General features: G+C 65.5%; 14 protein-coding genes. 9 read left to right on the forward strand and 5 right to left on the reverse strand.

Annotation, left to right across the window (positions count from 1 at the left end):
* Nucleotides 1–49: 49 nt before the first annotated feature.
* From BOH68_RS14290 to betT, 8 genes are all read left to right on the forward strand, one after another.
* The gene (locus BOH68_RS14290) at nucleotides 50–1,408 is read left to right on the forward strand and encodes a GntT/GntP/DsdX family permease (protein ID WP_077378405.1); all 1,359 of its coding nucleotides are present in this window, start codon (nucleotides 50–52) and stop codon (nucleotides 1,406–1,408) included.
* Between the two features lie 260 nt (nucleotides 1,409–1,668).
* Nucleotides 1,669–3,069, forward strand: a complete 1,401-nt coding sequence (locus tag BOH68_RS14295) for an efflux RND transporter periplasmic adaptor subunit (protein ID WP_077378402.1) — start codon at nucleotides 1,669–1,671, stop codon at nucleotides 3,067–3,069.
* A complete protein-coding gene (locus BOH68_RS14300) occupies nucleotides 3,066–6,191 on the forward strand; it encodes an efflux RND transporter permease subunit (protein ID WP_077378399.1) in 3,126 nt (1,041 codons plus the stop codon). Before BOH68_RS14295 ends, BOH68_RS14300 begins: the two co-directional genes overlap by 4 nt.
* Nucleotides 6,188–7,750: a HAMP domain-containing histidine kinase gene (locus BOH68_RS14305; protein ID WP_077378395.1), complete on the forward strand. Its 1,563-nt coding sequence runs from the start codon at nucleotides 6,188–6,190 to the stop codon at nucleotides 7,748–7,750. Before BOH68_RS14300 ends, BOH68_RS14305 begins: the two co-directional genes overlap by 4 nt.
* 35 nt (nucleotides 7,751–7,785) lie before the next feature.
* A complete protein-coding gene (locus BOH68_RS14310; RefSeq protein ID WP_077378392.1) occupies nucleotides 7,786–8,529 on the forward strand; it encodes a response regulator in 744 nt (247 codons plus the stop codon).
* Nucleotides 8,530–8,729: 200 nt separating this feature from the next.
* Nucleotides 8,730–9,107 carry a hypothetical protein gene (locus BOH68_RS14315; protein ID WP_077378389.1) on the forward strand — a complete coding sequence of 126 codons (378 nt, stop codon included), beginning with the start codon at nucleotides 8,730–8,732 and terminating at the stop codon, nucleotides 9,105–9,107.
* A 155-nt stretch (nucleotides 9,108–9,262) separates the two neighbouring features.
* A complete protein-coding gene (locus BOH68_RS14320; RefSeq protein ID WP_077378386.1) occupies nucleotides 9,263–10,393 on the forward strand; it encodes a Spy/CpxP family protein refolding chaperone in 1,131 nt (376 codons plus the stop codon).
* Nucleotides 10,394–11,264: 871 nt separating this feature from the next.
* Nucleotides 11,265–13,307 carry a choline BCCT transporter BetT gene (betT, locus tag BOH68_RS14325; RefSeq protein ID WP_077378383.1) on the forward strand — a complete coding sequence of 681 codons (2,043 nt, stop codon included), beginning with the start codon at nucleotides 11,265–11,267 and terminating at the stop codon, nucleotides 13,305–13,307.
* Between the two features lie 120 nt (nucleotides 13,308–13,427).
* On the opposite strand, the gene BOH68_RS14330 is transcribed toward betT, so the two are convergent.
* From BOH68_RS14330 to ptsP, 3 genes are read right to left on the reverse strand one after another with little or no spacing between them, the layout of a single operon-like run.
* Nucleotides 13,428–15,209 (reverse strand): PTS fructose-like transporter subunit IIB, encoded by a 1,782-nt coding sequence (locus BOH68_RS14330; RefSeq protein ID WP_077378380.1) that lies wholly within the window; start codon nucleotides 15,207–15,209, stop codon nucleotides 13,428–13,430.
* Nucleotides 15,206–16,258 carry a 1-phosphofructokinase family hexose kinase gene (locus BOH68_RS14335; RefSeq protein ID WP_077378377.1) on the reverse strand — a complete coding sequence of 351 codons (1,053 nt, stop codon included), beginning with the start codon at nucleotides 16,256–16,258 and terminating at the stop codon, nucleotides 15,206–15,208. The genes BOH68_RS14330 and BOH68_RS14335 overlap by 4 nt, the downstream gene beginning before the upstream one ends.
* Nucleotides 16,258–19,227 carry a phosphoenolpyruvate--protein phosphotransferase gene (gene ptsP / locus BOH68_RS14340; protein ID WP_077378373.1) on the reverse strand — a complete coding sequence of 990 codons (2,970 nt, stop codon included), beginning with the start codon at nucleotides 19,225–19,227 and terminating at the stop codon, nucleotides 16,258–16,260. The genes BOH68_RS14335 and ptsP overlap by 1 nt, the downstream gene beginning before the upstream one ends.
* 387 nt (nucleotides 19,228–19,614) lie before the next feature.
* Between ptsP and cra the strand changes: the two genes are divergently transcribed.
* The gene (cra, locus tag BOH68_RS14345) at nucleotides 19,615–20,607 is read left to right on the forward strand and encodes a catabolite repressor/activator (protein WP_077378370.1); all 993 of its coding nucleotides are present in this window, start codon (nucleotides 19,615–19,617) and stop codon (nucleotides 20,605–20,607) included.
* Between the two features lie 38 nt (nucleotides 20,608–20,645).
* Here the strand turns inward: cra and BOH68_RS14350 are convergent, their stop codons facing one another.
* Both BOH68_RS14350 and BOH68_RS14355 read right to left on the reverse strand, forming a co-directional pair.
* Nucleotides 20,646–23,159, reverse strand: a complete 2,514-nt coding sequence (locus BOH68_RS14350) for a hybrid sensor histidine kinase/response regulator (RefSeq protein ID WP_139345490.1) — start codon at nucleotides 23,157–23,159, stop codon at nucleotides 20,646–20,648.
* Between the two features lie 118 nt (nucleotides 23,160–23,277).
* Nucleotides 23,278–23,949 (reverse strand): molybdopterin-dependent oxidoreductase, encoded by a 672-nt coding sequence (locus BOH68_RS14355; RefSeq protein ID WP_219815845.1) that lies wholly within the window; start codon nucleotides 23,947–23,949, stop codon nucleotides 23,278–23,280.
* Between the last annotated feature and the right edge of the window lie 116 nt (nucleotides 23,950–24,065).

The raw sequence follows: 24,065 nt of genomic DNA on the forward strand, positions 1-24,065 counted from the left end.
AGGCCGTGGCAGATCGCACCGCCACCGCCAGCCGCAAGAGTTCGCCATCATGTCCCCAGATAGCACCCTCGTCCTTGCCGCCCTCGGCGGTATCCTGCTGCTGCTGTACCTCGTCATGCGTCTGCGCCTGCACGCCTTCGTCGCCCTGCTGGTGGTGAGTCTGGGGGTCGGGCTGGCCACCGGCATGCAGCCCGACGCCATCATCGATTCCGTCACCAACGGCATGGGCAACACCCTGGGCTTCGTGGCCACCGTGGTCGGGCTCGGCGCGATGTTCGGCAAGATGCTGGAAGTGTCCGGCGGCGTCGACCGCATGGCCAATACCCTGCTGGGGCGCTTCGGGACCTCACGTTCCCAGTGGGCGCTGGCGCTGACCGGCTTCCTGGTCGCGATTCCGGTATTCCTGGATGTGGCCTTCATCATCCTGGTGCCGCTGGTCTATGCGCTGGCACGCCGCAGCGGCCGCTCGCTGCTCTATTACGGCATTCCGCTGCTGGCCGGCCTGGCCGTCACCCACTCCTTCATTCCGCCGACCCCGGGGCCGATCGCGGTCGCCAAGCTGATCGGTGCCGACCTCGGCTACGTGATCCTGTTCGGGGCGCTGTGCGGTCTGCCGGCGATGATCGTCGCGGGCCCGATCTTCGGTCGCTTCATCGCCAAGCGTATCGATGCCAAGATCCCGGAGTACATGGAAAATGCCGGCAGCGTGATGAGCGATGAAGAGGTCAATCAGCGCGCCCCGGGCTTCGGGTTGATCCTGTCCATCGTGCTGCTGCCGCTGGCGCTGATCGTGCTCAACACCGTCTCCGGCTTCCTGTTCGGTGACGACAGTCCGCTGGTCGGCTGGCTGGGCTTTCTTGGCCATCCCTTCGTGGCGCTGAGTCTGGCCACGCTGATGGCCTTCACCCTGCTGGGCACGCGTCGCGGCATGACGCGTGAACAGGTGATGGAAGTCGCCACCAAGGCACTCGAGCCGGCCGGCATCATCATTCTGGTCACCGGGGCTGGCGGTGTCTTCAAGCAGATGCTGATCGACTCCGGCGTCGGTGACGTGCTCGGCACCCTGATGGCCGACAGCAATCTGCCACCGATCCTGCTCGCCTTCCTGATCGCCACCGCGGTGCGTGTCATCCAGGGCTCGGCTACCGTGGCGATGATCACCGCCGCCGGCCTGATGGCGCCGGTCATCGATACGCTGGCGCTGTCCGGCCCGGTGCTGGGGCTGGTGGTGATCGCCATCGCCAGTGGCGCCACCGTGCTCAGCCACGTCAATGACTCCGGCTTCTGGCTGGTCAGCCGCTACTTCGGCCTGACCGAGAAGGACACCCTGAAAAGCTGGACGGTGATGGAGACGTTGATCGGCGTGATCGGCGTCAGCATGGCGCTGCTGATCGGGCTGTTCCTCTAGACACCCGCGACCCGGAGCGCTGACGAAAAGCTGCCACGGCGTGTGGCAGCTTTTTTTGTGCCTGGCAAATGCCAGAATTCCCTATCACGCCGTCTTGCACGCTATTTCCCACTTTTGCATTGCGCCTGCATGACATCATGCGATCATCCACCCTTTCGTCCGCCATTCTGGCCCATGATCCTACGTCTCTGCCCGGCGCTCTCGCGACTGGTCAGAGGGCGTTGCGCATCAGGGCCTGACATCTTTCGTCCGGAGTCCGCATGGACAACAGCCCTGAGTCGCCAACCCCGGCATCGCCACCCTCCGCCACTGGCAGCAAGCCACCCTCCTCCCGCCGTCTGATCTGGATGCGCCTGCTGGCGCTGATCATTCTCGCGCTGGCGATAGCGCTGGCGGCCTGGTGGATGACCCACCGCCCCGGCGCCCCCAAGCGCGCGCCCAGTGACGCCCCGGTTCCCAGCGTGGAAGTGGTGACGGTCAGCCATACGGCCAGTGCACCGACACTGGAAGGCTACGGCCGCGTGATCGCCGATCGCCAGACGACCGTATCCACCCGGGTCAGCGGTCAACTGGCGCCCTTCCCCGAGGGCATCGAGGCGGGCCGTGAAGTCCGCGCGAACCAGCTGCTGGCGAGCCTCGACCAACTGGATTACCAGCTGGCGCTGCGTCAGGCCGAGGCGGATCTCGCCACGGCAGAAGCCAGCCTCGCCTCGGAAAAGGGCGAGCAGATCCGCGCGGCCTCGGAATACAAGACCTTCGGTCGCAACCTGCCGGCGGCGCAGAAAGCGCTGGTGCTGCGCGAGCCTCAGCTCAAGTCGGCTCAGGCCGCGGTGGACAGTGCCCGCGCCAGCCGCGACCAGGCCAGACTCAATCTGGAACGTACCGAGATCCGCGCGCCCTATGACGGCCTGATCAGCGAGCGTCTGGTCGGCGAAGGCAGTGACCTCAACGCCTTCACCGACCTGCTGACGCTGGTGGCCACCGACCGCTTCTGGGTGCGTCTCAATCTCCCGCAGGCCGACATGGAATGGCTCTCGACCCATGCCCGTGACGGACAGGGCACGCCGGTCCTGCTGTCCAGCAAGGCATGGCCGGAGGGCCAGCATCGGCGCGGCGAAGTGTGGAGCGTCCTGCCGTCCCTGGAGGACAACGGCCTGCTGACTCAGGTGATGGTGGCAGTGGAAGACCCATTGGCGCTCGACGTCTCCGAGGAGGCGCGCGCCAGCACGCCGGCCCTGCGTCTGGGCGATGTGGTGGAAGCGACTCTGACACCTCAGCGCACCGCATCGCTGATCGAGCTGCCGGTCAGCGCCCTGCGCAGTGGCCAGCAGGTCTGGGTGCTGACGGAGGATGGCTATCTGGAGAAACGTGCGGTGGGCGTGCGCCATCTGGGCAACGACACCCTGCTGATCGCCGGAGGCTTGGGCGATGGCGAGCGGGTCATCGTGAGTGCCTTGAGCAATGTCGAGGCCGGCATGGCGCTGCGTGCCCGCGGTGATGCGCCGACGCCGACCACCAGGACCCCTGATAACAAGGCGGCTGACGACAAGACGACGGCTGGCGACAAGAGCACCGCGACAGTTGAGCAGGACACCGCGACTGGTGACAAGACCGCCACGGTTGCCGACAAGAGCGCCACGACCACCGGAAGTGACTCATGACGGCACCATCGCGCCTCAAGGGCCCCATCCGCTGGATGCATGATCATGGTGTCGCCGCCAACCTGCTGATGCTGTGTCTGATTCTCGGCGGTCTGCTGATGTCCAGCCAGATCAAGAAGGAGGTCTTCCCCTCCTTCGAGCTCGAGATCATCAACGTCAGCGTCAGCTATTCCGGCGCGACCCCCGATGAAGTGTCCGAGAGTCTGTTGCAGGCCATGGAATCCGCGGTGCAGGACGTGGAGGGGATCGAGGAGATCACCGCCACGGCCGAGGAAGGCCTCGGCTCACTGTCCATCGAGCTTCAGGATGGCGTCGAGACCATGCGCGCCTACCAGGACATCCAGCAGGCCATCGACAGCATCACCACCCTGCCCGATGAGTCCGACCCGCCCGTCTACTCGCTGGCAGGTCGCTCGCGCAGCGTGATGGAACTCAAGCTGCACGGCCAGACGGATGACCAGACCCTGCGCAACGTCGCCGAGCGTCTGCGCCTGAGCCTGCTGGACAGCAACGACATCACCAAGGTGGAGCTGACCGGCATCCGTGACCGGGAAGTGCACGTGTCACTGGAGGAAGGAGCGCTGCGCCGTTACGGCCTCTCGCATCAGGATGTGGCCAGCCTGATCGGCAATCAGGCGCTCAACCTGGCCGGCGGCAGCCTGGACACCCAGCAGGGCGAGTACCTGGTGCGCTACGAGGCGCGGCGCGACGGTGCCGCCGAGTTCGCGCAGCTGCCGGTGATCTCCAGTCAGGAAGGCAATGTCATCCGCCTGGGCGATATCGCCACCGTCACCGACGGTTTCGCCGACAGTGACAAGGAAGTGCTCTATGACGGTGAACCGGCGATCGGCCTGGACATCTATCAGGTCGGCTCCCAGACACCCAACGAGCTGTCCGCCGCGACCATGGCGATGCTGCCGGAGCTGTCCGCCAGCCTGCCGCGCGGCCTGACGCTGAGTGTCGAGGACGATGATTCGCTGGTCTACCAGGACCGTCTGGAACTGTTGCTCAAGAACGCCTGGATGGGGCTGGTGCTGGTACTGGTGCTGCTGGGCCTGTTCCTGGAGGCGCGCCTCGCCTTCTGGGTCACCCTGGGCATCCCCACGGCCTTCCTGGGCGCGATGCTGTTCCTGCCGCTGGTCGGCGTGTCCATCAACATGATCTCGATGTTCGCCTTCATCATCGCGCTGGGCATCGTGGTGGATGACGCCATCATCGTCGGCGAGAACATCCACTCGCATCGCGAGCGCGGCGCCAGCATGCGCGAAGCCGCCATCCTCGGCGCACGCGAGATCGCGGTGCCACTGGCGTTCTCGATCCTGTCCAACATCGTGGCCTTCATTCCGCTGCTGTTCCTGCCCGGCTTCCTCGGGCTGATATTCGGCATCATCCCGCTGGTGGTGATCAGCATCTTCGCGCTGAGCTGGATCGAGGCGATCTTCATCCTGCCCGCGCACCTGGGACACACCAGCGAAAAGCCGATTCGCTGGCTGGCACCGCTGGACCGCGTGCGTCACGGCGTCCAGCACGGACTGGAGCGCTTCACGCGTCAGCGCTTCCAGCCCTTCCTCGAGGGGTGTCTGAACTACCGTGGTCTGACCGCCATCTGTGGCCTGGCGCTGCTGGTGCTGGCGATGGCCTGGATGGCCAGTGGCCGTCTCGGCTTCTCGCTGATGCCACGAGTGGAATCCAACCGCGCCGGCGTCACCGCCAATCTGCCGGTGGGCAGCCCGATCAGCCAGGACCGCGAAGTGCGCACCCTGCTGCTGGCGGCGCTGGACCGCGTACGCGAGCGCGAAGCCGACCTGGCGGTCTTTTCCACCAGCGCCGAGATAGAAGGCAACTCGCTGAGCATCATCGCCAATCTGGACACCACGGTGGAGAACAACTGGTCGCCCTCGCAGCTGATCAAGGCCTGGCGTGAGGAAGCGGGCACCATCGCCAATACCGAATCGCTGCTGTTCGAATCCGATATCGGCGGGCCGGGACGCGGCGCGGGCCTCACCATTCGACTGTCATCCTCCGACAGTGCCGCGCTGATGGCGGCCGCCGCGACCCTGGCGACCTCGCTTGAGGATTACAGCTCGCTGTCGGATATCGACAGCGGCCTGGATGACGGCAAGCGCGAGCTCTATCTGCAGCTCAATGCCTATGGACGCTCGCTGGGACTGGACGGCGCGACGCTGGCCAACCAGCTGCGCGGACCGCTGTCCGGCGCCACGGCACTCAAGCAGCAGCAGGGTCGCAATGAGGTCGAGGTCAAGGTGCTGTTGCCCGAAGCCCAGCGCGCGAGTCTGGCCCAGCTGGAGAATTTCGGCGTGCAGACGGCCGACGGCGTCAGCGTGCCGCTGGGACTGGTAGCCGACATCCAACAGGGGCGCGCCGCCTCCAGCATCCTGCGCATCGATGGTCGCCGCGTGATCGAGGTCACCGCCAACGTCACGCCGTCCGATGCGGTCAGTCAGGTGATCACCAGTCTGGAAAGCGATGTCTATCCCGAGCTGAAGAGTCAGTATCCAACTCTGAGCATCGGCTATGGCGGGCGTCAGGAGGAGACCGCCGACAATCTGGGGTCCCTGCAGGTCTCATTGCTGCTGACCCTGGCGGCGCTCTATCTGCTGCTGGCCCTGCCCTTCAGAAGCTATCTGCAGCCGCTGCTGGTGATGACGGCGATCCCCTTCGGCCTGATCGGCGCGGTGATCGGCCATCAACTGATGGGCTACGGGCTATCGGTGATCAGCCTGATGGGCATGCTGGCGCTGTCGGGCATCGTCATCAACGATGCGCTGGTCCTCATCGACTATGCCAACCGCCAGCGGCTGGCCGGAGCCAGTGCGCGTGAGGCGATCATCATGGCCGCCACGCGACGTCTGCGCCCGATCCTGTTGACCACGCTGACCACCTTCTTCGGTCTCGCGCCGATGATCTTCGAGACCTCGCGCCAGGCTCGCTTCATGATCCCGATGGCCGTTTCCATCGGCTTCGGCATCCTGTTCGCGACGGTCATCCTGCTGATCCTGGTGCCGTCGCTCTATCTGCTGCTGGAAGACCTGCAGCACAGCCTGCGTCGCCTGCTGGGACTGCCGCCCCGCACCCCGTCTCAGGAGGAACGTGCGTCATGATCCAACCCGTGACCGCCCTGCGCTCGAGACTTTCGGTCCGCCTGTTCGTGATCCTGCTGCTGACCAATGTCGTGATCGGCGGCAGCATCTACCTGTTCATTTCCAAGAGCATGGACAAGGGCTTCGCCGAGTACCTGCAGCAGACCCAGCAGGAGCGCGTCGAGATGATCTCGACGGACCTGATCAGCGCCTATGCCGCCGAGGGCAGTTGGCAATGGCTCAAGAGTCGGCGCAACTGGGGGCGTATCGTGCACTCCCGCCCGCCGAGCGAAGAGGACGGCATGATGCCCGGGCCCGGCATGTCACCGCCGCCAGGCCGGGAGGACAGCATGATGCCCGGCCCCGGCATGTCGCGCCCGCCGGGACGGGAGGACAGCATGATGCCCGGCCCCGGCATGTCGCGCCCGCCGGTCGGAGAGCAGGCCATGCTGCTGGGGCCCAACATGACGCGCCCACAGGATTACATGCTGCGTGATGCCGATGGCCAGCGTCTCAATGGGGCACCGCGCCCCATTCCCGGCATGCAGTTCAAGGACCTGATGCTTGATGGCAGCAAGATCGGAGAACTCGGCTATCTGCCGGTAAGCGAGATGCTGAAGCGCGGCAAGGACCAGTATCTGGAACGTCAGTCGCGCGATCTGGCCATCATCATGCTCTCATCCGCCTTCGCCTCGCTGCTGGCGGCCGCCGGGATCGCCTGGTGGCTGGGGCACCGCGTCCGTGACCTGGCCTCTGGTGCCAATCGCCTGTCGAGTGGCGACTATGCCACCCGTCTGCCGGTCCGCGGGCAGGATGAGCTGTCGCGGCTGGCCGAGGACTTCAATGCCCTGGCGGCGACACTGGAGAGCAATCGCGATTCCCGCCAGCGCTGGGTCAGCGACATCTCCCACGAGTTGCGGACTCCCCTGGCGGTGCTCAAGGGCGAGATTGAAGCCATGCAGGATGGCTTCCGCCCGATGAGCCATTCAAGCCTCGGCTCGCTGGCCCAGGAGGTGGACGCCCTCAATCGCCTGGTGGCGGACCTGCGCCTGCTGGCACAGAGCGATGCCGGTACGCTGGAAGCCTGGCGCGAGCCGCTGGCGCTGGATACCCAGCTCCGTGACAGCCTGGACGACCTGCGCGGCTGGCTGGCGGATGCCGGGATCGCACTGGAGACCGACATCCCGCTGCCGCTGCGGGTGCTGGGCGACACGCAACGCCTGCATCAGCTGTGGAGCAACCTGGCCAGCAACACCCGTGCCTATACCGATGCACCGGGCAGGCTCAAGGTCAGTCTGCTGCACGAAGCCGCCAGCCCCGCCCAGGGAGCCGGCCACCCCGGCTGGGCGATCGTGCGCTGGGAGGATTCCAGCCCCGGCGTGCCGGACGCCGAGCTTGCCCACCTCACAGAGCGACTGTATCGCGTCGAGAACTCGCGCAATCGCTCAAGCGGTGGCAGCGGGCTGGGGCTGGCCATCGCCAGCGCGCTAGTGAGTGCCCATGAAGGCGAGCTGGTGCCGGGGCACTCCACACTGGGCGGGCTGCGATGGGACATTCGCCTGCCGCTGTTGTCTACTTGAGACTGACTCTTTTTCATCCGCAAGGACTCTTGACCATGAGCGACATTCACGCCGACCACTCCGATGACCAGGCACAATCTCGCAAGCCACTGATTCTGGTGGTCGAGGATGAGCCCAAGATCGCCAGCCTGCTGTGCGATTATCTGAATGGCAGCGGTTATCGCACCCGCCACGTGGATGATGGCAATGCCGTCATCGCCGCGGTCAATGACGAGAGACCGGCACTGGTCCTGCTCGACCTGATGCTGCCGGGCACCGATGGCCTCACCCTGTGCCGTCAGCTGCGCGCTGAAGACGGCCTGCTGCCCATCGTGATGCTGACCGCGCGCGTCGAGGAAGTGGATCGCCTGCTGGGGCTGGAGCTGGGCGCCGATGACTACATCTGCAAACCCTTCAGCCCGCGCGAGGTGGTCGCCCGCATCAAGGCCGTGCTGCGTCGCAGTCAGGCACTCGACCAGACGCTCTCGCAAAGCTCCGCCAAGGGCCAGCTGACGCTCAACGAAGAAGGCTGGCAGGCCCTGGCGGATGGCCATGACCTGGGGCTGACCGCCGTCGAGTTCCAGCTGCTCAAGGTGATGATGCAATCACCGGGGCGCATCTTCTCCCGCGATCAGCTGATGGACCACATGTACCGGGATCACCGCATCGTCTCGGAGCGCACCGTGGATTCCCACGTCAAGAAGCTTCGCCGCAAGATCGCCAGTGCCTGGCCGGAGCGCGACGTGATCCGCTCCATCTATGGCGTCGGCTACAAGTTCGAGCCTGACGTGCTGGACTGACTCCCCGCCTCTCCCCGGGCCCGCGAACCTTTCAGCAACATGACAACCGCCGTCTGTGACCACAGACGGCGGTTGCGTTTTTGTTGCACCCGCGGTGCTAACTTGCTGTCCAACTGCGACGGATACTGTCATCACTGCCTGAGTACGCGACATCGACTGCCGCATGAGCTCGGGCTCACGCCACAAGTGAGGTATTCGCCATGTCCCACCGTCCTGCCAAGCGTGCGCGTCCTCGCACTCGTCTGATCAGTGCCGGCATGCTGAGCGTCATGCTGATGGTGTCACCGCTGACCGTGAGCAGCGCCAGCGCCGCCGATGTCTCCCTGAGCGTATTGCTGGATGGCATCAGCCTGAACGTCAGTCAGCGCGACACCCTCGACACGCAATATCGTCACTACCGCCAGCAGCGTCAGGCGGCCGAGAGCCACCACGATGCAAAGGCGCTGGCCAAGGCCCGTCAGGACTATCTGGCCAAGGTCGACAGAATCCTGAACGCCGAGCAGACAAGCCGTTTTCATCAGCACTTCGATCGCCACTACCCCGACAAGGCCAGCACGGGCAAGCAAGCCCGGCACTGACGGCCTCGTGGCAGGCTGCCGCGACAGCGTTGCAGATCCTGACATGACACATTGCACACTTACCCGCGAGTACTTGCACAATCCCGGCACATTCGCCGCCGATACTCGCTATATCGCACGAACGCAGTTCTTTATCTCGACATACGGAGTACGCCATGAACCGCATTTCTCGCAAGCTCATCGTTTCCGGTCTGCTGACCGCCCTGGCACTGCCGATGACCGCCATGGCCGCCAGCGGCGTCAAGCAACAGGAACAGCACGACGGTGCCGCCGGCCGCCAGGCAGGCCTGGACAAGATTCTCGCCAGCTGGCACCTCAGCGATGCTCAGAAACAGAAGCTCGAAACGCTGAAGCAGCAGCAGATGGAAAGCCGCAAGCAGCTCAAGGAACAGTCCTTCGACTCTCGCGAAGCACGTCGTGATGCCATCAAGGCCCAGCGTGACCAGCACAAGGCGGCCCTCGCCGAGATTCTCGACGACAACCAGGTCAAGGTGCTTGAAGCCTACTGGGCCGCAGGCAAGCCGATGCATGGCAAGCATGATGCCAAGCGCCCTGATGGGGCCGACAAGCATGGCGACAAGCCGATGGCCATGAAGGACAAGCCGGCCGGCGGCAAGCACATGGGACGCGATGGCGATCAGCGCATGGCACTGATGGGCGCCCTGTTCGACAGCTGGAACCTGGATGAGGACCAGCGTGCGTCCCTCAAGGATTCCTTCGATGCCATGCGCGGCGACATGAAGTCGCTCAAGGAAACCGACTTCGAATCGCGTGAAGCGCGCAAGGCCGCCTTCAAGGAACTGCGCGAGACGCAGCACGAGCGCCTCGCCAAGGTGCTCAACGATGACCAGATCAAGGTGCTGGACATGATGCACCAGCGCGACAAGCGCGGCCCGAAGATGGCGGAGCGTCAGCAGCGCGAAGGCATGAAGGCCCTGCTGGCAAGCTGGAATCTGAGCGATGATCAGATGCAGGCGCTCAAGGAAGTCCGCAAGGAAATGCGTGACGAGATGCATGACAGCATGAAAGAGATGCACGACGACATGCGGGATGCCATGAAGGATGCCGACACCAGACAGGAGCGTGTCGCGGCCCGTCAGGAAATGCGCAAGGAGATGAAGGAGCAGCGCCTGGAACTGCGTCAGGAAGGCCGCGAGAAACTGGCTGATGTCCTGTCCGCCGAACAGCTGGACGCGCTGGAGGCCTTCATGGCCAATGGCATGCGTCATGGCGGCCCGCACGGTGGTCCGCAGGAGGGACCGGGCGAGCCGGCTCCGCAGGCCTGATGCGCGGCACCTGAGAGGCGACTCCCCTTTTCAGGTGCCAGCCAGACACGCCCCATGAAGTGACCCTGATCGGTCTTGTGGGGAAGAAAACGCGAAAACGATGCCGCCCCGGCCGCCTTCTGGTGGTCGGGGCGGTGTCGTTTTCGTCCATTGGCGACAGAAATGTCTCTCTCCGCGACATTCCTGACGGGAGGCTCTGGCATGAGGGCTCGCGCCCGACGGATCGCGACAGGTTCATAAGAGAAAGCGACAGTCCCCCTGTCTTTTTGGGTAATGGGGGTTATATTTTTATTGAACAATCAATTAAAATAATTTTGCGAGGCCTTGAGCATTACATGGCGTGATGATGAGAGTCGTGCTTTCCTGACTGCTGAGCTCCCCCGTCCGAGGGTTCTCTCGAACGACAGGGCATTGAGCAACGGTGTCCATGACAGAAGCCACCGCAGGGGGATGCCTGCAACCGTCAGCGGAAAGCGGACCCGGCACTGACCGCGAAGGAATTCGCGCCGCGCAGATGTCGGAGTCAGAGATCTTGGCAAGACAGTCTCTGACGTCCAGCAGCGCCCTGTGAACGTTCACCATGATGAAGGTCGCGAGACAGTCGCCAGGCATGCCGTTGCCGAGGCGCCCGCCGACCGACCTTCGTGAATCGCCTTGAGGCCGTTCTCGCCTGCTGCCTGCGGATGGACCTGCCATTCCTCCGCCTGCCAGTCGACACTGCCACCGCTTCAGCGCTACCCATGACGGGTGCTGAGCGAGGCCCGTGCCGTTCGTGTCCGTCTTTGCTGACACCCTGCCGTTGCCCCCACAGCCGCAGGCTGTCAGCAAAGCACTACGCACGAGTGAAACTTCCCCATGACAGGAGTTCCTCATGCAGAAACCCGCTTCCTCCGAGAGCGCTGCGCCGACCTCGAGTCGCATCAATCCGACGGTCTTCTACGGATCGATCATCGGTATCGTGGCGTTCCTCGCCTTCGCGATGCTGTTCACCGAACTGGCTGACCAGTGGATCGGCAATGCCCTGAGCTGGACCATCGATACCTTCGGCTGGTTCTACATGCTGGCCATCGTGGCCTATCTGGTCTTCGGTGTGCTGATCGCCTGCTCACGCTTCGGGCGCATCCGCCTGGGACCGGACGACTCGCGTCCTGAATTCTCGCTGATGTCCTGGGCCGCGATGCTGTTCGCCGCCGGTATCGGCATCGACATCCTGTTCTACTGCATCGCCGAGCCGCTGTCCCACTATGTGGCACCGGTCACGGGGGACCCCGAGACCCAGGCGGCGATCCGCAACGCCATGGTGGAAACCTTCTTCCACTGGGGGCTCTCCGGCTGGGGCATCTATGTGCTCGCCGGCATGTCGCTTGCGTACTTCAGCTATCGCCACCGCCTGCCGCTGGCCATCCGCTCGGCCTTCTATCCGCTGCTGGGCAACCGCATCAATGGCCCGATCGGCAACGCCGTGGATATCTTCGCCATCATCTCCACCGTGTTCGGGATCGCCACCTCACTGGGCATCGGCGTCATCCAGCTGAACTACGGTCTCAAGTTCATGCTGGGCGTGCCCGAGAACCTCGCCGTGCAAGCGGCACTGATCATCGGCGTGATGATTCTGGCGACGATTTCCGTCATCACCGGTGTCGAGAAGGGCATCCGCCTGCTGTCCGAATTCAACATGCTGCTGGCCACCGCCCTGCTGATCTTCGTGCTGGCCGTCAGCGACACCTCCCAGCTGCTCAACGCGCTGGTGCTCAACATCGGTGACTACCTGACCCAGTTCACCGCCAAGAGCTTCGATACCTATGCCTACACGCCGGGTACCGATGAATGGATGAGCGGCTGGACCCTGTTCTTCTGGGGCTGGTGGATCGCCTGGACCCCGTTCGTGGGCCTGTTCCTCGCGCGCATCTCACGTGGCCGCACCATCCGTCAGTTCGTGTTCGGTGCGCTGCTGATCCCGCTGAGCTTCATGATGGTATGGATGAGCGTCTTCGGTAACTCGGCCATCGACATGGTCGCCAACCAGGGCGTCAGCGCACTGGCCACCGAAGCCCTGAACGCACCGCAGAACACCATCTATACCTTCCTGGAGCAGCTGCCGTACTCCACCATCACCACCGCCGTGGTGGCGATTCTGGGGATCGTGTTCTTCGTGACCTCCGCCGACTCCGGCGCGCTGGTACTGGCCAACTTCACGTCCATCCTCAAGGACGTCAACCACGATGCACCGATCTGGCTGCGCATCTTCTGGTCCGCCATCATCGGCCTGCTGACGCTGGCTCTGCTGATGGTCGGGGGGCTGAGCGCGCTGCAAAGCGCCGTGGTGATCACCGCCGTGCCCTTCTCCATCGTGCTGATCTTCATGATGATCGGCATGTACAAGGCGCTGATGATCGAGGACCGCAAGGAGAACGTGCGTCAGGACAACAGCTGCGTCTACGAGGGTGTCGACTGGCACGAGCGTCTGGATCACGTGCTCGACTTCGCCAAGAGCGGCAGTGCCGAGGCAACGCTGAAGCGCTCCATTCGTCCGGCACTCAATCAGCTGGCCGAAGAGCTCAACCGTCGCGGCCAGGTCTCCTCGGTCAGTGAAGAGACGGCAGAGGGCGAGCCGCTGCCGCGCGTGACACTGGAAGTCGAGTTCGAGGATGCCTCCAACTTCGTCTACCAGGTGCGTTCGGTGCGTCACCAGACGCCGAGCTTCATCGATGCCAACGATGACTACTACCTGCGTCTGGCCGTCCACCTCTCCGAGGGTGGCAGCGGTCAGGAGCTCAACGGCCTGTCGCGTGCTCAGGTGCTCGATGAAGTGGTCACCGCCTATCAGCAGCATCTGGCCTTCGTGCGCAACGATACGGTCAATGAAGCCCCGGTGATGCCAGGCGTGATCGGCAAGCAGACCGACATCGACTGAGTCGTCATCCGGTGCCGAGCCTACGCTCGGCCTGCAACGCAAAAGCCCCCGCCGGTCTCCCGGCGGGGGCTTTTCCATGTCTGCGCCATCACGTCACGGGTGCCCGAGGCACCGGACATCTCAGGTCGCGGCGACGGTCTCGACCTGCTGTGCGCCCTTCTTGATCATCGCATAGCTGATTGCGGTCACCAGAGTGCCGGCGACGATGGCGCCCAGATACATCAGCGGCACGTTGATGGCATTGGGGATCAGCAGCACGAACAGGCCACCGTGCGGCGCCAGCAGCTTGGCACCCACCAGCATCGACAGGGCACCGGTCACGGCGCCACCGACCATGCAGGTGGGAATCACGCGCAGCGGGTCCTTGGCGGCAAAGGGAATCGCGCCCTCGGAGATGAAGCACAGCCCGAGAATGAAGCTGGCCTTGCCGGCCTCACGCTCCGGCTCGGCGAACTTGGAACGTGCGATGAAGCTTGCCAGCCCCATGCCCAGCGCCGGCACCATGCCCGCGGCCATGATCGCGGCCATCGGCGCGTAGGTCTCGCTGGCCAGCAGGCCGACCCCGAAGGCATAGGCGGCCTTGTTGACCGGCCCACCCAGATCAAAGCACATCATCGCGCCGAGCAGAATGCCCAGCAGGACCGCGTTGGCCGAGCCCATGGACTCGAGGAACTCGGTCAGCGCCGTCATCAGCCCCGCCACCGGCGTGCCGACCACGTAGATCATCACCAGCCCGGTGACCATGCTCGCCACCAGCGGGATGATCAGGATCGGCTTGAGCGACTCGATGGACTGCGGCAGCTTCACGTAGCGACTGAGCCCAGAGGCCGTGTACCCCGCGAGGAAGCCGGCGATGATGCCACCCAGGAACCCGGCATCCAGTGTCGCGGCCAGCCAGCCCCCGATCATGCCCGGCGTGATCCCCGGGCGGTCCGCGATCGAGTAGGCGATGTAGCCCGCCAGTACCGGAATCATCAGCTTGAAGGCCGAGCCACCACCGATCTGCATCAGCGCCGCCGCCAGCGTGCCCTCCTCCTCGAAGGCCTTGATGCCGAACACGAAGGACAGCGCGATCATCAGGCCGCCTGCCACCACCATCGGCAACATGAAGGACACCCCGGTCAGCAGGTGCTTGTAGGGACCGCGCTTCTCGCCCTTCTGCTGGCCGCTCTGACCGCCAGAGGCCGTGGCGGATTCCACCTCAGCACCTTCCAGCGCCTGCTCGATGGTGTCGCGCGGCTTCTTGAGCGCGGTACCGGTGGAGGTGCGCCAGACGCGCTTGCCGGCGAAGCGGGTCGGGTCGACCTCGATGTCACAGGCCAGAATCACTACCTCGGCCTCGGCGATCTCCTGTTCGGTCAGCGCATCCTGGGCACCGACCGAGCCCTGGGTCTCGACACGGGTCGGATAGCCCAGCGTCCGCCCGGCCTCGCTCAGTGCCTCGGCGGCCATGAAGGTATGCGCCACACCGGTGGGACAGGCCGTGACCGCCACGATGGACGGCCCCCGGGACGACGTGACGGGTGTCTCACCGGCAGCAGACGCGGGTGCGGCCGAGTCCGTGAGGGCCGCGATGTCCTTGCGCTCCAGCACCCGGGCACGCGAGTCGGCCAGCTCCAGAAAGGCCTGCGGGTCCGGCAGCGCATCCTCGATGGGGGCCAGATGCACCCGCTTGCCGAGAAAGTCGTCCAGCGCCACGCTGGCCAGCGGCGATGCGGCGATCAGCACCAGCTCCGCCTCCGCCAGCTGCGCCTCGCTGAGGGTGATCTCGGGTTCGATGCGCGAGCGCATGTCGATGATCGGATTCCAGCCACGACGACGCGCGGCCTGCTCCAGGCGGCGCGCCGCCAGGAAGGTGGTCGCCATGCCACTCGGGCAGGCGGTGACGATGATGACGTTCATTGGCGTGGCTCTCCGGCTGTCTCGACATCGGCAGACGCCAATGTCTCGATGCTGGTGTGTTGTTGGAGGGTCTTGAGTGTGGTGGCAAGCGGATTGCCGGGACCGGGATGGGTCACGGCCTCGGCGGAGAGTGCGGTGGCATGGCGCAGAATCCGCTTGCGATCTTCGGGTGAGGCATCGGGCTGACAGAGCACGCCATGCAGCATGGCGGCCAGCAGGGTATCGCCGGCGCAGACGGTACTGACGACCTGCATGCGCGGCGGCCGAGCGCGCAGCATGGCGGCGCCGGGGCTGGCCCACAGCACGCCTTCCGGCCCGGCGGAGATCAGCGCCTGCTCGATGCCGTGATCGATCAGACGCCTGAGCGCACGCTCGCGGGCCGCATCACTGTCCAGCGGCTCCCCGGCCCACAGCGCCAGCTCCTGTTCATTGGGCTTCACCGCCGTGGGCGGCACCGCCAGCCCCGCTTCCAGCGCGGCACCGCTGGTATCGAGCCAGCAGGCGACATGGCGTTCGCGCACGCGACTCACCAGTGCTGCCAGCTGGGCATGGCTGATCCCCGGCGGCAGACTGCCGGCGATCACCACCGCACAACGTGGCAGATTGCCCTCGGCCTGCTGGCGGTCGATCCAGTCATCGATGCGCGCTTCCAGGCGCGCCAGGGCGTCCTCGTCCACCCGCATGCCGGTACCGTTCACGTCGGTGACCCGGCCACTGGCCTCGCCAAGCTTGACGTTGATGCGCGTCGCACCGGCCACTCGCTCGAAGGCGTCCACCAGTCCCCAGTCGGCAAAGGCCACGGTGAAATCGGCCTGATTGTCGGCCCCCAGAAAGCCGCTCAAGGTCACCGGGTGGCCCAGCGTCGCCAGCACGCGCGCCACGTTGATGCCCTTGCCCGCGGCTTCCAGATGATGACTGCGTGCACGGTTGACCGTTCCCAGCGTCAGACTGTCCAGCCCGATGCTCAGATCCAGCGCAGGATTGAGCGTCACGCACAGCACGGGACAGTCAGCGGCCGGGTGTGATGGCGAGTGATGGGAAGCTGTCATCACACCTGCTCCTCCTGCCGGGGATGGGGTTGGGCGTTCTGTTCGATCAGGCTGTCCAGCGCACTGCGCACGTCTTCCGACGTCGGCTGCGCCAGGGCGACGCGTGCCTGTTCGCGCGCCATGGTCAGATCCAGCTCACGCACCCGCGCCTTGACCAGCGGAATCTGGCGACTGGAGACGGACAGTTCATCCACCCCCAGGCCGACCAGCACACCCACGGCCTGATCATCACTGGCCAGCTCACCGCAGACGCCGACCCAGGCACCATGGGCATGCGCGGCCGCCACCGTCATCTCGATCAGACGCAGCACTGCCGGATGCAGCCCGTCGGCCTGTGCGGAGAGCGTGGCATGGCCGCGGTCGATGGCCAGGGTGTACTGGGTAAGATCGTTGGTGCCCACCGAGAAGAAATCGACTTCGGGGGCGATGCTGGCGGCCGTCAGCGCCGCCGAGGGAATCTCGATCATCACGCCGACCTGCACGTCACGCACCAGCGGCTGGCCGTGCTCGGCTTCATGGGCGGCGTCCAGCTCGCTGCGTACGCGCTCGACGATGGCACGTGCAGCGCGCAGTTCGGCAAGGTCCTTGACCATCGGGAACATCAGGCGGATCGGGCGGGAGCCTGCCGCCATCAGCAGTGCCCTGACCTGAGTCTCAAGCACTTCCGGACGCGTCAGCGCCAGACGGATGCCACGCAGCCCGAGGAAGGGATTGTCCTCTCGCGGCAGCGGCCAGTACGGCAGCGGCTTGTCACCGCCGACATCCAGGGTGCGTGCCACCAGCGGGCGGCCATCCAGCGCATCGAGTGCCTCACCGTACTGGGCGGTCTGGGTGGCGAGATCCGGTGCCTGCGGATGGGCCATGAACACGAATTCGGTCCGCAGCAGGCCGACCCCTTCGGCACCGCGCTCGACGGCGTCGCCGGCATGCGCGGTATTGCCCAGGTTGGCCACCACCTCGACCTGATGGCCATCCCGGGTGATGGCTGGCGCCATGCGGGTTTCCCAGGCCGCGGCCTGACGCTGTTCATGGCCGGCGATCGCCTCTTCGGCCCGGGCGCGACGACTGGCGGAAGGCATCACGCTGACACGCCCGCGCTCACCATCGACGATCAACTCGCTGCCATCGGCGATCGCCAGCACGCTCGGGCCAGCCCCGACCACCGCCGGAATGCCCAGTGAACGCGCCAGAATCGCGCTGTGCGAGGTGGCCCCGCCCAGGGCCGTGACCAGTCCACGCACCCGGGAGGTATCCAGACGCGCCACATCCGACGGGCCGATATCCTCGGTCACCAGCACATGCGGCGTCTCGGGGGCGCTGGGCAGCGGCGTGTCGGTGAGCACGCCGAGCACACGGCGCCCGACGTCGCGCAGGTCAGCGGCGCGCTCGGCCAGCAGACGGTCCGCGAGGTTTTCCTGGGCACGCGCGGCGCTGTCGATGGCGGACCACCAGGCAGCCTCGGCACTGTGGCCTTCCTCGAGACTCTCGCGCGCCGCGGCAAACAGCTCCGGGTCGCCGAGCATCTCTTCGTGCATGGAGAGAATCTCGGCCATCTCGGCGCCTTCGGCCCGATTGACCAGCTCCTGAAGCTGCTCACGCGCCGTCTGGATGCCGCTCGCCAGTCGCTGGGCCTCGTGCTCGGCGCCCGCATCGCTGCGCGCCTCATAGAGAAAGCGCGGCTGATACATCACCCAGCAGGGCGCGATGGCCATGCCCGGCGAGGCCGCCACCGCCGGCACGACACTGTCGGCCTCGGGGGCTGCCACCTTGTCGGAAGCCGGCTGGGCATCCGGCGCACTGGCCTCGGGACGCTGGTCCATCAGCGGCTCCACGGACTCGCCAAGTCCTGCCTTGACCGCCGCGACCATGGCATCCAGCGCGGCCTGATTGGCCCGGGCATCCTCGCCGTTGGCACTGAAGACCAGCGTCTGGCCACGACGTGCTCCCAGCCCCAGCACCTTGGTGAGGCTGGCGGCACTGACGATACCGCCTTCCCCCTGCTCGAGGCGCAGCGAGGGAATGATGCCGAAACTCTCGCCGGCGTCCCGCGCGGCCTGCACCAGCTGCTTGGCGGGACGGGCATGCAGGCCATGTGCATTGAGCAGCGTCACGCTCGCCAGCTGTGCCGTGGAGGACTCCCCCAGCAGCCGAGCCAGCAGAGCAGAGGTGGACAGCCCCGGCAGGCGCTCGCCTGCGCCATCTTCCAGCAGCGTCAGCAGACGCTCCAGCAACACGCGGTGCTGCCCGCCATCAGCGTCCAGTGCCAGACAGGCCACGGCGTTGATGCGCCCGTGACGGGTATCCAGCGCCTTCTCGGGCGTGACCACGGACAGCGCCGGCTGGCTCACGTCCTGTCGGGACTGCACCAGCCAGATGCCCTGGCCCAGAGCGTTCGGCTCGGTCTGGAGCATCGCGGTGAGAAAGCCGTCCCCGACGCAACCGGCCTGACGCAATCGCGCCGCGCCTGCCAGCACCAGCTCATCGCGGTCGCGTGCCGGGAAGCCACACAGCACGGTATCGGCATCCAGACGTGGCGGAATCACCTCGCGGCCAAGCTCGGCGAGAATCTGCTCCGCGGTCGTCGCGGATGCCAGGCGCTCACTGACGCCTTCGCGGTCCAGCACACGCGTCAGGGAACGCAGGATATCGAGGTGCTCATCGGACTGCGCCGCGATGGTCACCACCAGAAAGACACGGTTGCCATCGTGCCACTCCACCCCCTGCGGGAATTGCAGGACACGCACGCCGGTGGCCAGCACGGCCTCACGACTGTCGGGTGTCCCGTGGGGAATCGCGATGCCCTGCCCCAGGTAGGTGGAAGACTGCGCTTCGCGAGCCAGCAGACCTTCACGATAGGCCGGCGTGGCGCGCCCACCGGCGACCAGGGCATCAGCGGCCTGATTCAGGGCATCGCGCCAGTCATTGGCGTGGGCGGCGAGGAGGACATCCTCATGAGCAAGGCTGAGCATGGCGGGCTCCTTGAGGCCCCTCTCTGGCAAGAGGCCTGGATGTGTGACGTGCGGCGCGGGCGTGACATCTGACGCACCGGCACTTCATCGGGCGAGTACCACAAGGGTAGCGGCGGCGTGGCGTGATGACGAATACTGCTGAATCGTGTCACCTCAATGGATTCATGCTGGCCGTTTTCTTGCGCGTGATCAAGTGAATGCCATGCAGATGCGCGGTTTTCCTGACTAGACATTGGGCGTAGAGCCGCCTGTGGTGCGGGGTTGCGAGGGGTTGGTCGAGGGATACCGTCATCAGTGAGGATTTGCACCTCAGGCCACAAGTGAGCATCATTCCTCGCACATGGAGCTCGCAGGTCCCGTTCTCCCTCTTCCAGCAAGGACAGTGGCATGACCCTGGCAGAAATCGCGCGTCTTGCAGGCGTTTCACGTACCACCGCCAGTTATGTGGTCAATGGGCAGGCACAGGCACGACGTATCAGCCCACAGACGGTCGAGCGCGTGATGGCGGTGGTGCAACGCCATCACTACCGGATCGATGCCCAGGCAGCCGCCCTGCGCCGTGGGGAAAGCCGGACACTGGGGTTCATGCTGCCCGATCTGGAGAATGCCAGTTACGCACGCCTCGCCAAGCTGCTGGAACGCGGTGCCCGCGAGCGCGACTATCAGCTGTTCATCGTCTGCTCCGACGACATCCCCGACACGGAGCGCGAACTGGCCCGCATGCTCAAGGCTCGCAGGGTCGATGCCTTGATCACCGCCAGCTGTCTGGCACCGGATGATCCCTTCTACCGCGAACTGACGCTGGATGGCTTCCCGGTGATCGGGGTGGACCGCGCACTGGACACGCGCCACTTCGCCAGCGTGGTCAGCAACAATGCCGATGCCGCCAGCCAGCTGACCCGTGCGGTGCTTGAGCATTCACCACGAGACCTGCTGTGGCTGGATGCCTTGCCGGAACTCGAGATATCGCGGGAACGTGCCCAGGGCATGCGCTCGGCGCTCGAGACCCATCAGAGCCAGACGCCGCTTGAGGCGACGACACTGCACGCCGCCCGCTATGAGCGCGCCGCCGGTGCCGAGGCACTGCGCGGATACCTCGCGCACTCGCCCATGCCGGAGGCGATCGTGACCGCCTCCTACACCTTGATGGATGGCGTGCTGGACGTGCTGTTCTCGAAGGGCCCACCTGTCAACGCCCCCAGGGCGATGGCCAGCTTCGGCGATGATCGCCTGCTCGACTTCCTGCCGTTGCCGATCCACTCGCTGCCCCAGTGCCACCAGCGCATCGCGGATACCACCCTCACCCTGGCGCTCGCCGCCATCCAGAGCGATATCACGCCGGGCCTGACCCTGGTGGAACGCGAGTTGCGTCGCCGCTAGACGCCTCACGCGCCGTCGGGCCCGGCCCCGCGACCGGTTCAGCTATCCTGCCCGCCCACCGTGGCACGATGCTCACGTATTTCCGCCAGCAGCGCATCCACGGCGGCCTCGATACGTCCCTGGGGTGCCTGCCGGGCGAGGTGCTGTTCAAGCAGCTCCGCGGCATCGCTCAGCAGGTCATGCTCCAGCGCTGCGGCACTGCCCTTGAGCAGATGCGCCTCATGGGTGAGCTGCGCCAGATCCCCTTGCGCCAGCGCACGGGTCAGACGTTGATGCTGCTCCGTCAGCTGAGCATCGAAGGCCTTCTCGAGCTCGGCGATGCTGGCGGTGTCCAGCTCATCGCGCAAGCTGGAGGGGGATGGGCTCGCCAGATGACGGGCTTGTGGTGCCGGCCCTGGGCGGCCTGGCGTCTCGGCGCATGCTCCCGGCGATGCTTTCCCTTGAGCATCACGCTGAGCCTCACCCCCGGCGTCGCCGCGAAGGCGGATCCCCGGCTCGCCCCCCCAGTCCGGTTCCGCCTCACTCTGATGCCAGCCAGCCAGGCCTCCGTCCCGCAGCTGCCAGCGCGCCAGCATGGTGGCGACCTGGTGACGGCGCATCGGCTTGGAGAGGAAGTCATTCATGCCGGCCGCGAGACAGCGCGCCCGTTCACCGGCCTCCACATTGGCGGTCATCGCCACGATCAAGCTGGCGGTGCGTCCGTCGCGCCGCTCCAGAGCCCTCAAGCCTCGTGCCACGGCGAAACCATCCATCCGCGGCATGCGCAGATCCAGCAACACCAGCACGATATCGTCGTTTTCCGTACACCAGTCCAGCGCCGCCTGACCGCTCTCGACCACCGTCACCGCATAGCCGAGACTGCAGAGCATGGCGCGCGCCACTTCACGATTGATGTGGTTGTCATCCACCACCAGCACCTTCTCTCCACGGCTGAGCGGCAGAGGCGCGTGGGAGTCGGTCTGCGGCGGGCTCATGGGGGCAAGCGGCAGCGGCAACTCGCACCAGAAACAGGCGCCTTCACCCTCGCGGGAGTTCATGCCCAGACGCCCCCCCATCAGCTCCACCAGGCGGCGCGCGATGGCCAGTCCCAGTCCGGTGCCGCCGAAGCGCCGTGCGATCGAGGCATCCCCCTGGGTGAAGGGCTCGAACAGGCGCTCGGCCTGCATCTCGCTGATGCCGATACCGGTGTCATTGACCTCGAAACGGACTCGCCCCGCCGGCAGCGGATGCACCATCAGGGTGATCCTGCCGTGCCGGGTGAACTTGAAGGCGTTCGACAACAGGTTGAGCAGCACCTGACGCAGGCGAACGGAGTCTCCCATGACCCAGCGTGGCAGCTGGGCCGAGCGATGATCGACGAAGGCCACACGGGTACTGTCCAGTTGCGGCAGCAACAGATCGATGACGCCATCGACGGCCTGCTGGAGATCGAAGGGTCGCCGCTCGACGGTCAACTTGCCGGCCTCGATCTTCGAGAAGTCCAGCACGTCATCCACCAGCCCCATCAACACCTCCCCGCTGTCACGCAGGCTGGTGGCATACCGGTGTGCGCTGTTGTCCAGCGGCTCGGCCAGCAGCAGCTCGCTCATGCCGATGACACCGTTGAGCGGCGTGCGAATCTCATGACTCATGGTGGCGAGGAATTCGGACTTGGCACGGCTGGCCTGCTCGGCGCGTTCGGCTTCATGCTTGAGGGCCGTGGACAGGCTCAGCAGCTGTTGGCGGGCCTGCTCCCGCGCACGGGCCTGCAGCCAGACCTGGCGACTGACCAGCAGGGTCGTCAGTACCATCAGCCCGAGCAGCAACAGCATCCAATGCACGAGTCGATCGCGCTGCTGGCGTTCCTGGGTGGACTCCTCGGCAAGCTGGGCTCTCACCCGCAGCAGCAACGTCTGGGTGACGTCACTGATCTCGTCGCTCAGCGTCTGCAGCCTCGCGACAGAGGCGGCGTCCGGCAACTCTCTGCCCTCACGCCACTTTGCCTCCTTCCGCCACTCCCCCTCTTCCCGCCATACGCCCAGTCGGATGTCGAGGTAGTCGATCTGGCTCATCACCTCATCGGCCAGCATGGGCACCGAGGCCAGGCTCATCAGATGATGACGGAAGTCGCCGCGCCGGAAGATGAAGGTCCGGCTGTAGAGCAGCTCGAAATCCTCCAGCACCTCCTGCCAGGCCGTACCACGCTTCACGCCCTGCGCCTGGGCATAGCGCGCGAGGGAATTGGTGAGGGTGATGGCCTCGCGGTCCAGCTGATAGACCGTCCAGACGGCATCATCGCGAGTGCGATTCTCGAGCTTTACCTGGTTGTGGAGGATGACACCGCCCACTCCCACGGCCGCCAGCAGCAAGGCGATGATGATGGCCATGCCGACCCACAGCGGCCAGCGTGTCCGTGGCGCCTGGGCCAGAGCATGCATGGCGTGCGAGTCTGCCTCGCCGCCCGGCACCTCATCCCGTGATGCAGGGGAGCCCGCCACCGACGAGGGGGAAGACGGCTCACCATCATGTGGGTTGCCGGGCGTGGACGAGGGAGACGAGAAGATCCGATTCAAGCGCGAGCCAGAGGGTACCTGAGGAAGGGGGGCCCCAGGACGAGGATGCCCGGGACGACGGCGCCCGAAGGCGACTTGACGACATCCGTCATCGCAGCCTTGGTCATCGCAGCCTTGGTCATCGCAGCACCAGCCCGTTGACCTGCCAGACGCTACGGAAGCGAATCTCTTCCGTCATCAGTTCCGGATGGGCATCGAAGGGATAGAGGATGAACAAGGGACCGAAATCCCGTACCGGCATCGGCTCGCCATCGCGGCGCGTCGCCAGCAACACCTCGTATCGCGTGATATCCGACATCGGGATATCGGCGGAAAAGTCATTGATGGCCTTCACGCTCACCGTCGAGACATCCTGCGCCACCCGCTGGATCAGCTCGCGCAGCAAGGGCCCGCTGAAGCGGACGACTCCCTGGGTCCATGGCGTGTGGGTGGCATTCACGCGCGAGGGCAGCGCCTCCAGCATCGGCATGTCAAAGCGAGCCAATGGCGACGTCTCACTGCCGGCATTGCCACACGTCACCACGCCGCTGATGGTCAGTACGACCTTGCCCTTGGGCGCCGGCAGGCATTCGTTGGCCCTGAGCGGGTGAGACTCCCTTGCAGGGGGCACTGACGCGTGCGCCGCCAAGGCTGACGGGGCAAGGCCTGCCGCCAACAGAGCGAGGCACAGCGAGGAGACCCGCCGCGCCCCACGCCATGCGCGAATCGCCACGGCTGTCTTCCCGGTCTTGTCAGGCGCCACCAGAGTGCTTTCTGCCTCTGTCCAGATGGCCTTGAAGCGGCCTGCCATGCACTCTTTCATCCTGCTGTCCCATGCTATCCTGCCAACGCCACGTCCGCAGAGAGCCACAACTCTACGTCAGCCACCCTGTGCTTTGCGAGCCTGCGACAAGGCGTGCCTGACGA

This window comes from Cobetia sp. MM1IDA2H-1 (genome assembly GCF_002916775.2).
Classification (GTDB): domain Bacteria; phylum Pseudomonadota; class Gammaproteobacteria; order Pseudomonadales; family Halomonadaceae; genus Cobetia; species Cobetia marina.

Coding starts and splice junctions, on each gene's coding strand:
- BOH68_RS14290 (WP_077378405.1), top strand. CDS start 50: ATGTCCCCAGATAGCACCCTCGTCCTTGCCGCCCTCGGCGGTATCCTG.
- BOH68_RS14295 (WP_077378402.1), top strand. CDS start 1,669: ATGGACAACAGCCCTGAGTCGCCAACCCCGGCATCGCCACCCTCCGCC.
- BOH68_RS14300 (WP_077378399.1), top strand. CDS start 3,066: ATGACGGCACCATCGCGCCTCAAGGGCCCCATCCGCTGGATGCATGAT.
- BOH68_RS14305 (WP_077378395.1), top strand. CDS start 6,188: ATGATCCAACCCGTGACCGCCCTGCGCTCGAGACTTTCGGTCCGCCTG.
- BOH68_RS14310 (WP_077378392.1), top strand. CDS start 7,786: ATGAGCGACATTCACGCCGACCACTCCGATGACCAGGCACAATCTCGC.
- BOH68_RS14315 (WP_077378389.1), top strand. CDS start 8,730: ATGTCCCACCGTCCTGCCAAGCGTGCGCGTCCTCGCACTCGTCTGATC.
- BOH68_RS14320 (WP_077378386.1), top strand. CDS start 9,263: ATGAACCGCATTTCTCGCAAGCTCATCGTTTCCGGTCTGCTGACCGCC.
- betT (WP_077378383.1), top strand. CDS start 11,265: ATGCAGAAACCCGCTTCCTCCGAGAGCGCTGCGCCGACCTCGAGTCGC.
- BOH68_RS14330 (WP_077378380.1), bottom strand. CDS start 15,209: ATGAACGTCATCATCGTCACCGCCTGCCCGAGTGGCATGGCGACCACC.
- BOH68_RS14335 (WP_077378377.1), bottom strand. CDS start 16,258: ATGACAGCTTCCCATCACTCGCCATCACACCCGGCCGCTGACTGTCCC.
- ptsP (WP_077378373.1), bottom strand. CDS start 19,227: ATGCTCAGCCTTGCTCATGAGGATGTCCTCCTCGCCGCCCACGCCAAT.
- cra (WP_077378370.1), top strand. CDS start 19,615: ATGACCCTGGCAGAAATCGCGCGTCTTGCAGGCGTTTCACGTACCACC.
- BOH68_RS14355 (WP_219815845.1), bottom strand. CDS start 23,949: ATGGCAGGCCGCTTCAAGGCCATCTGGACAGAGGCAGAAAGCACTCTG.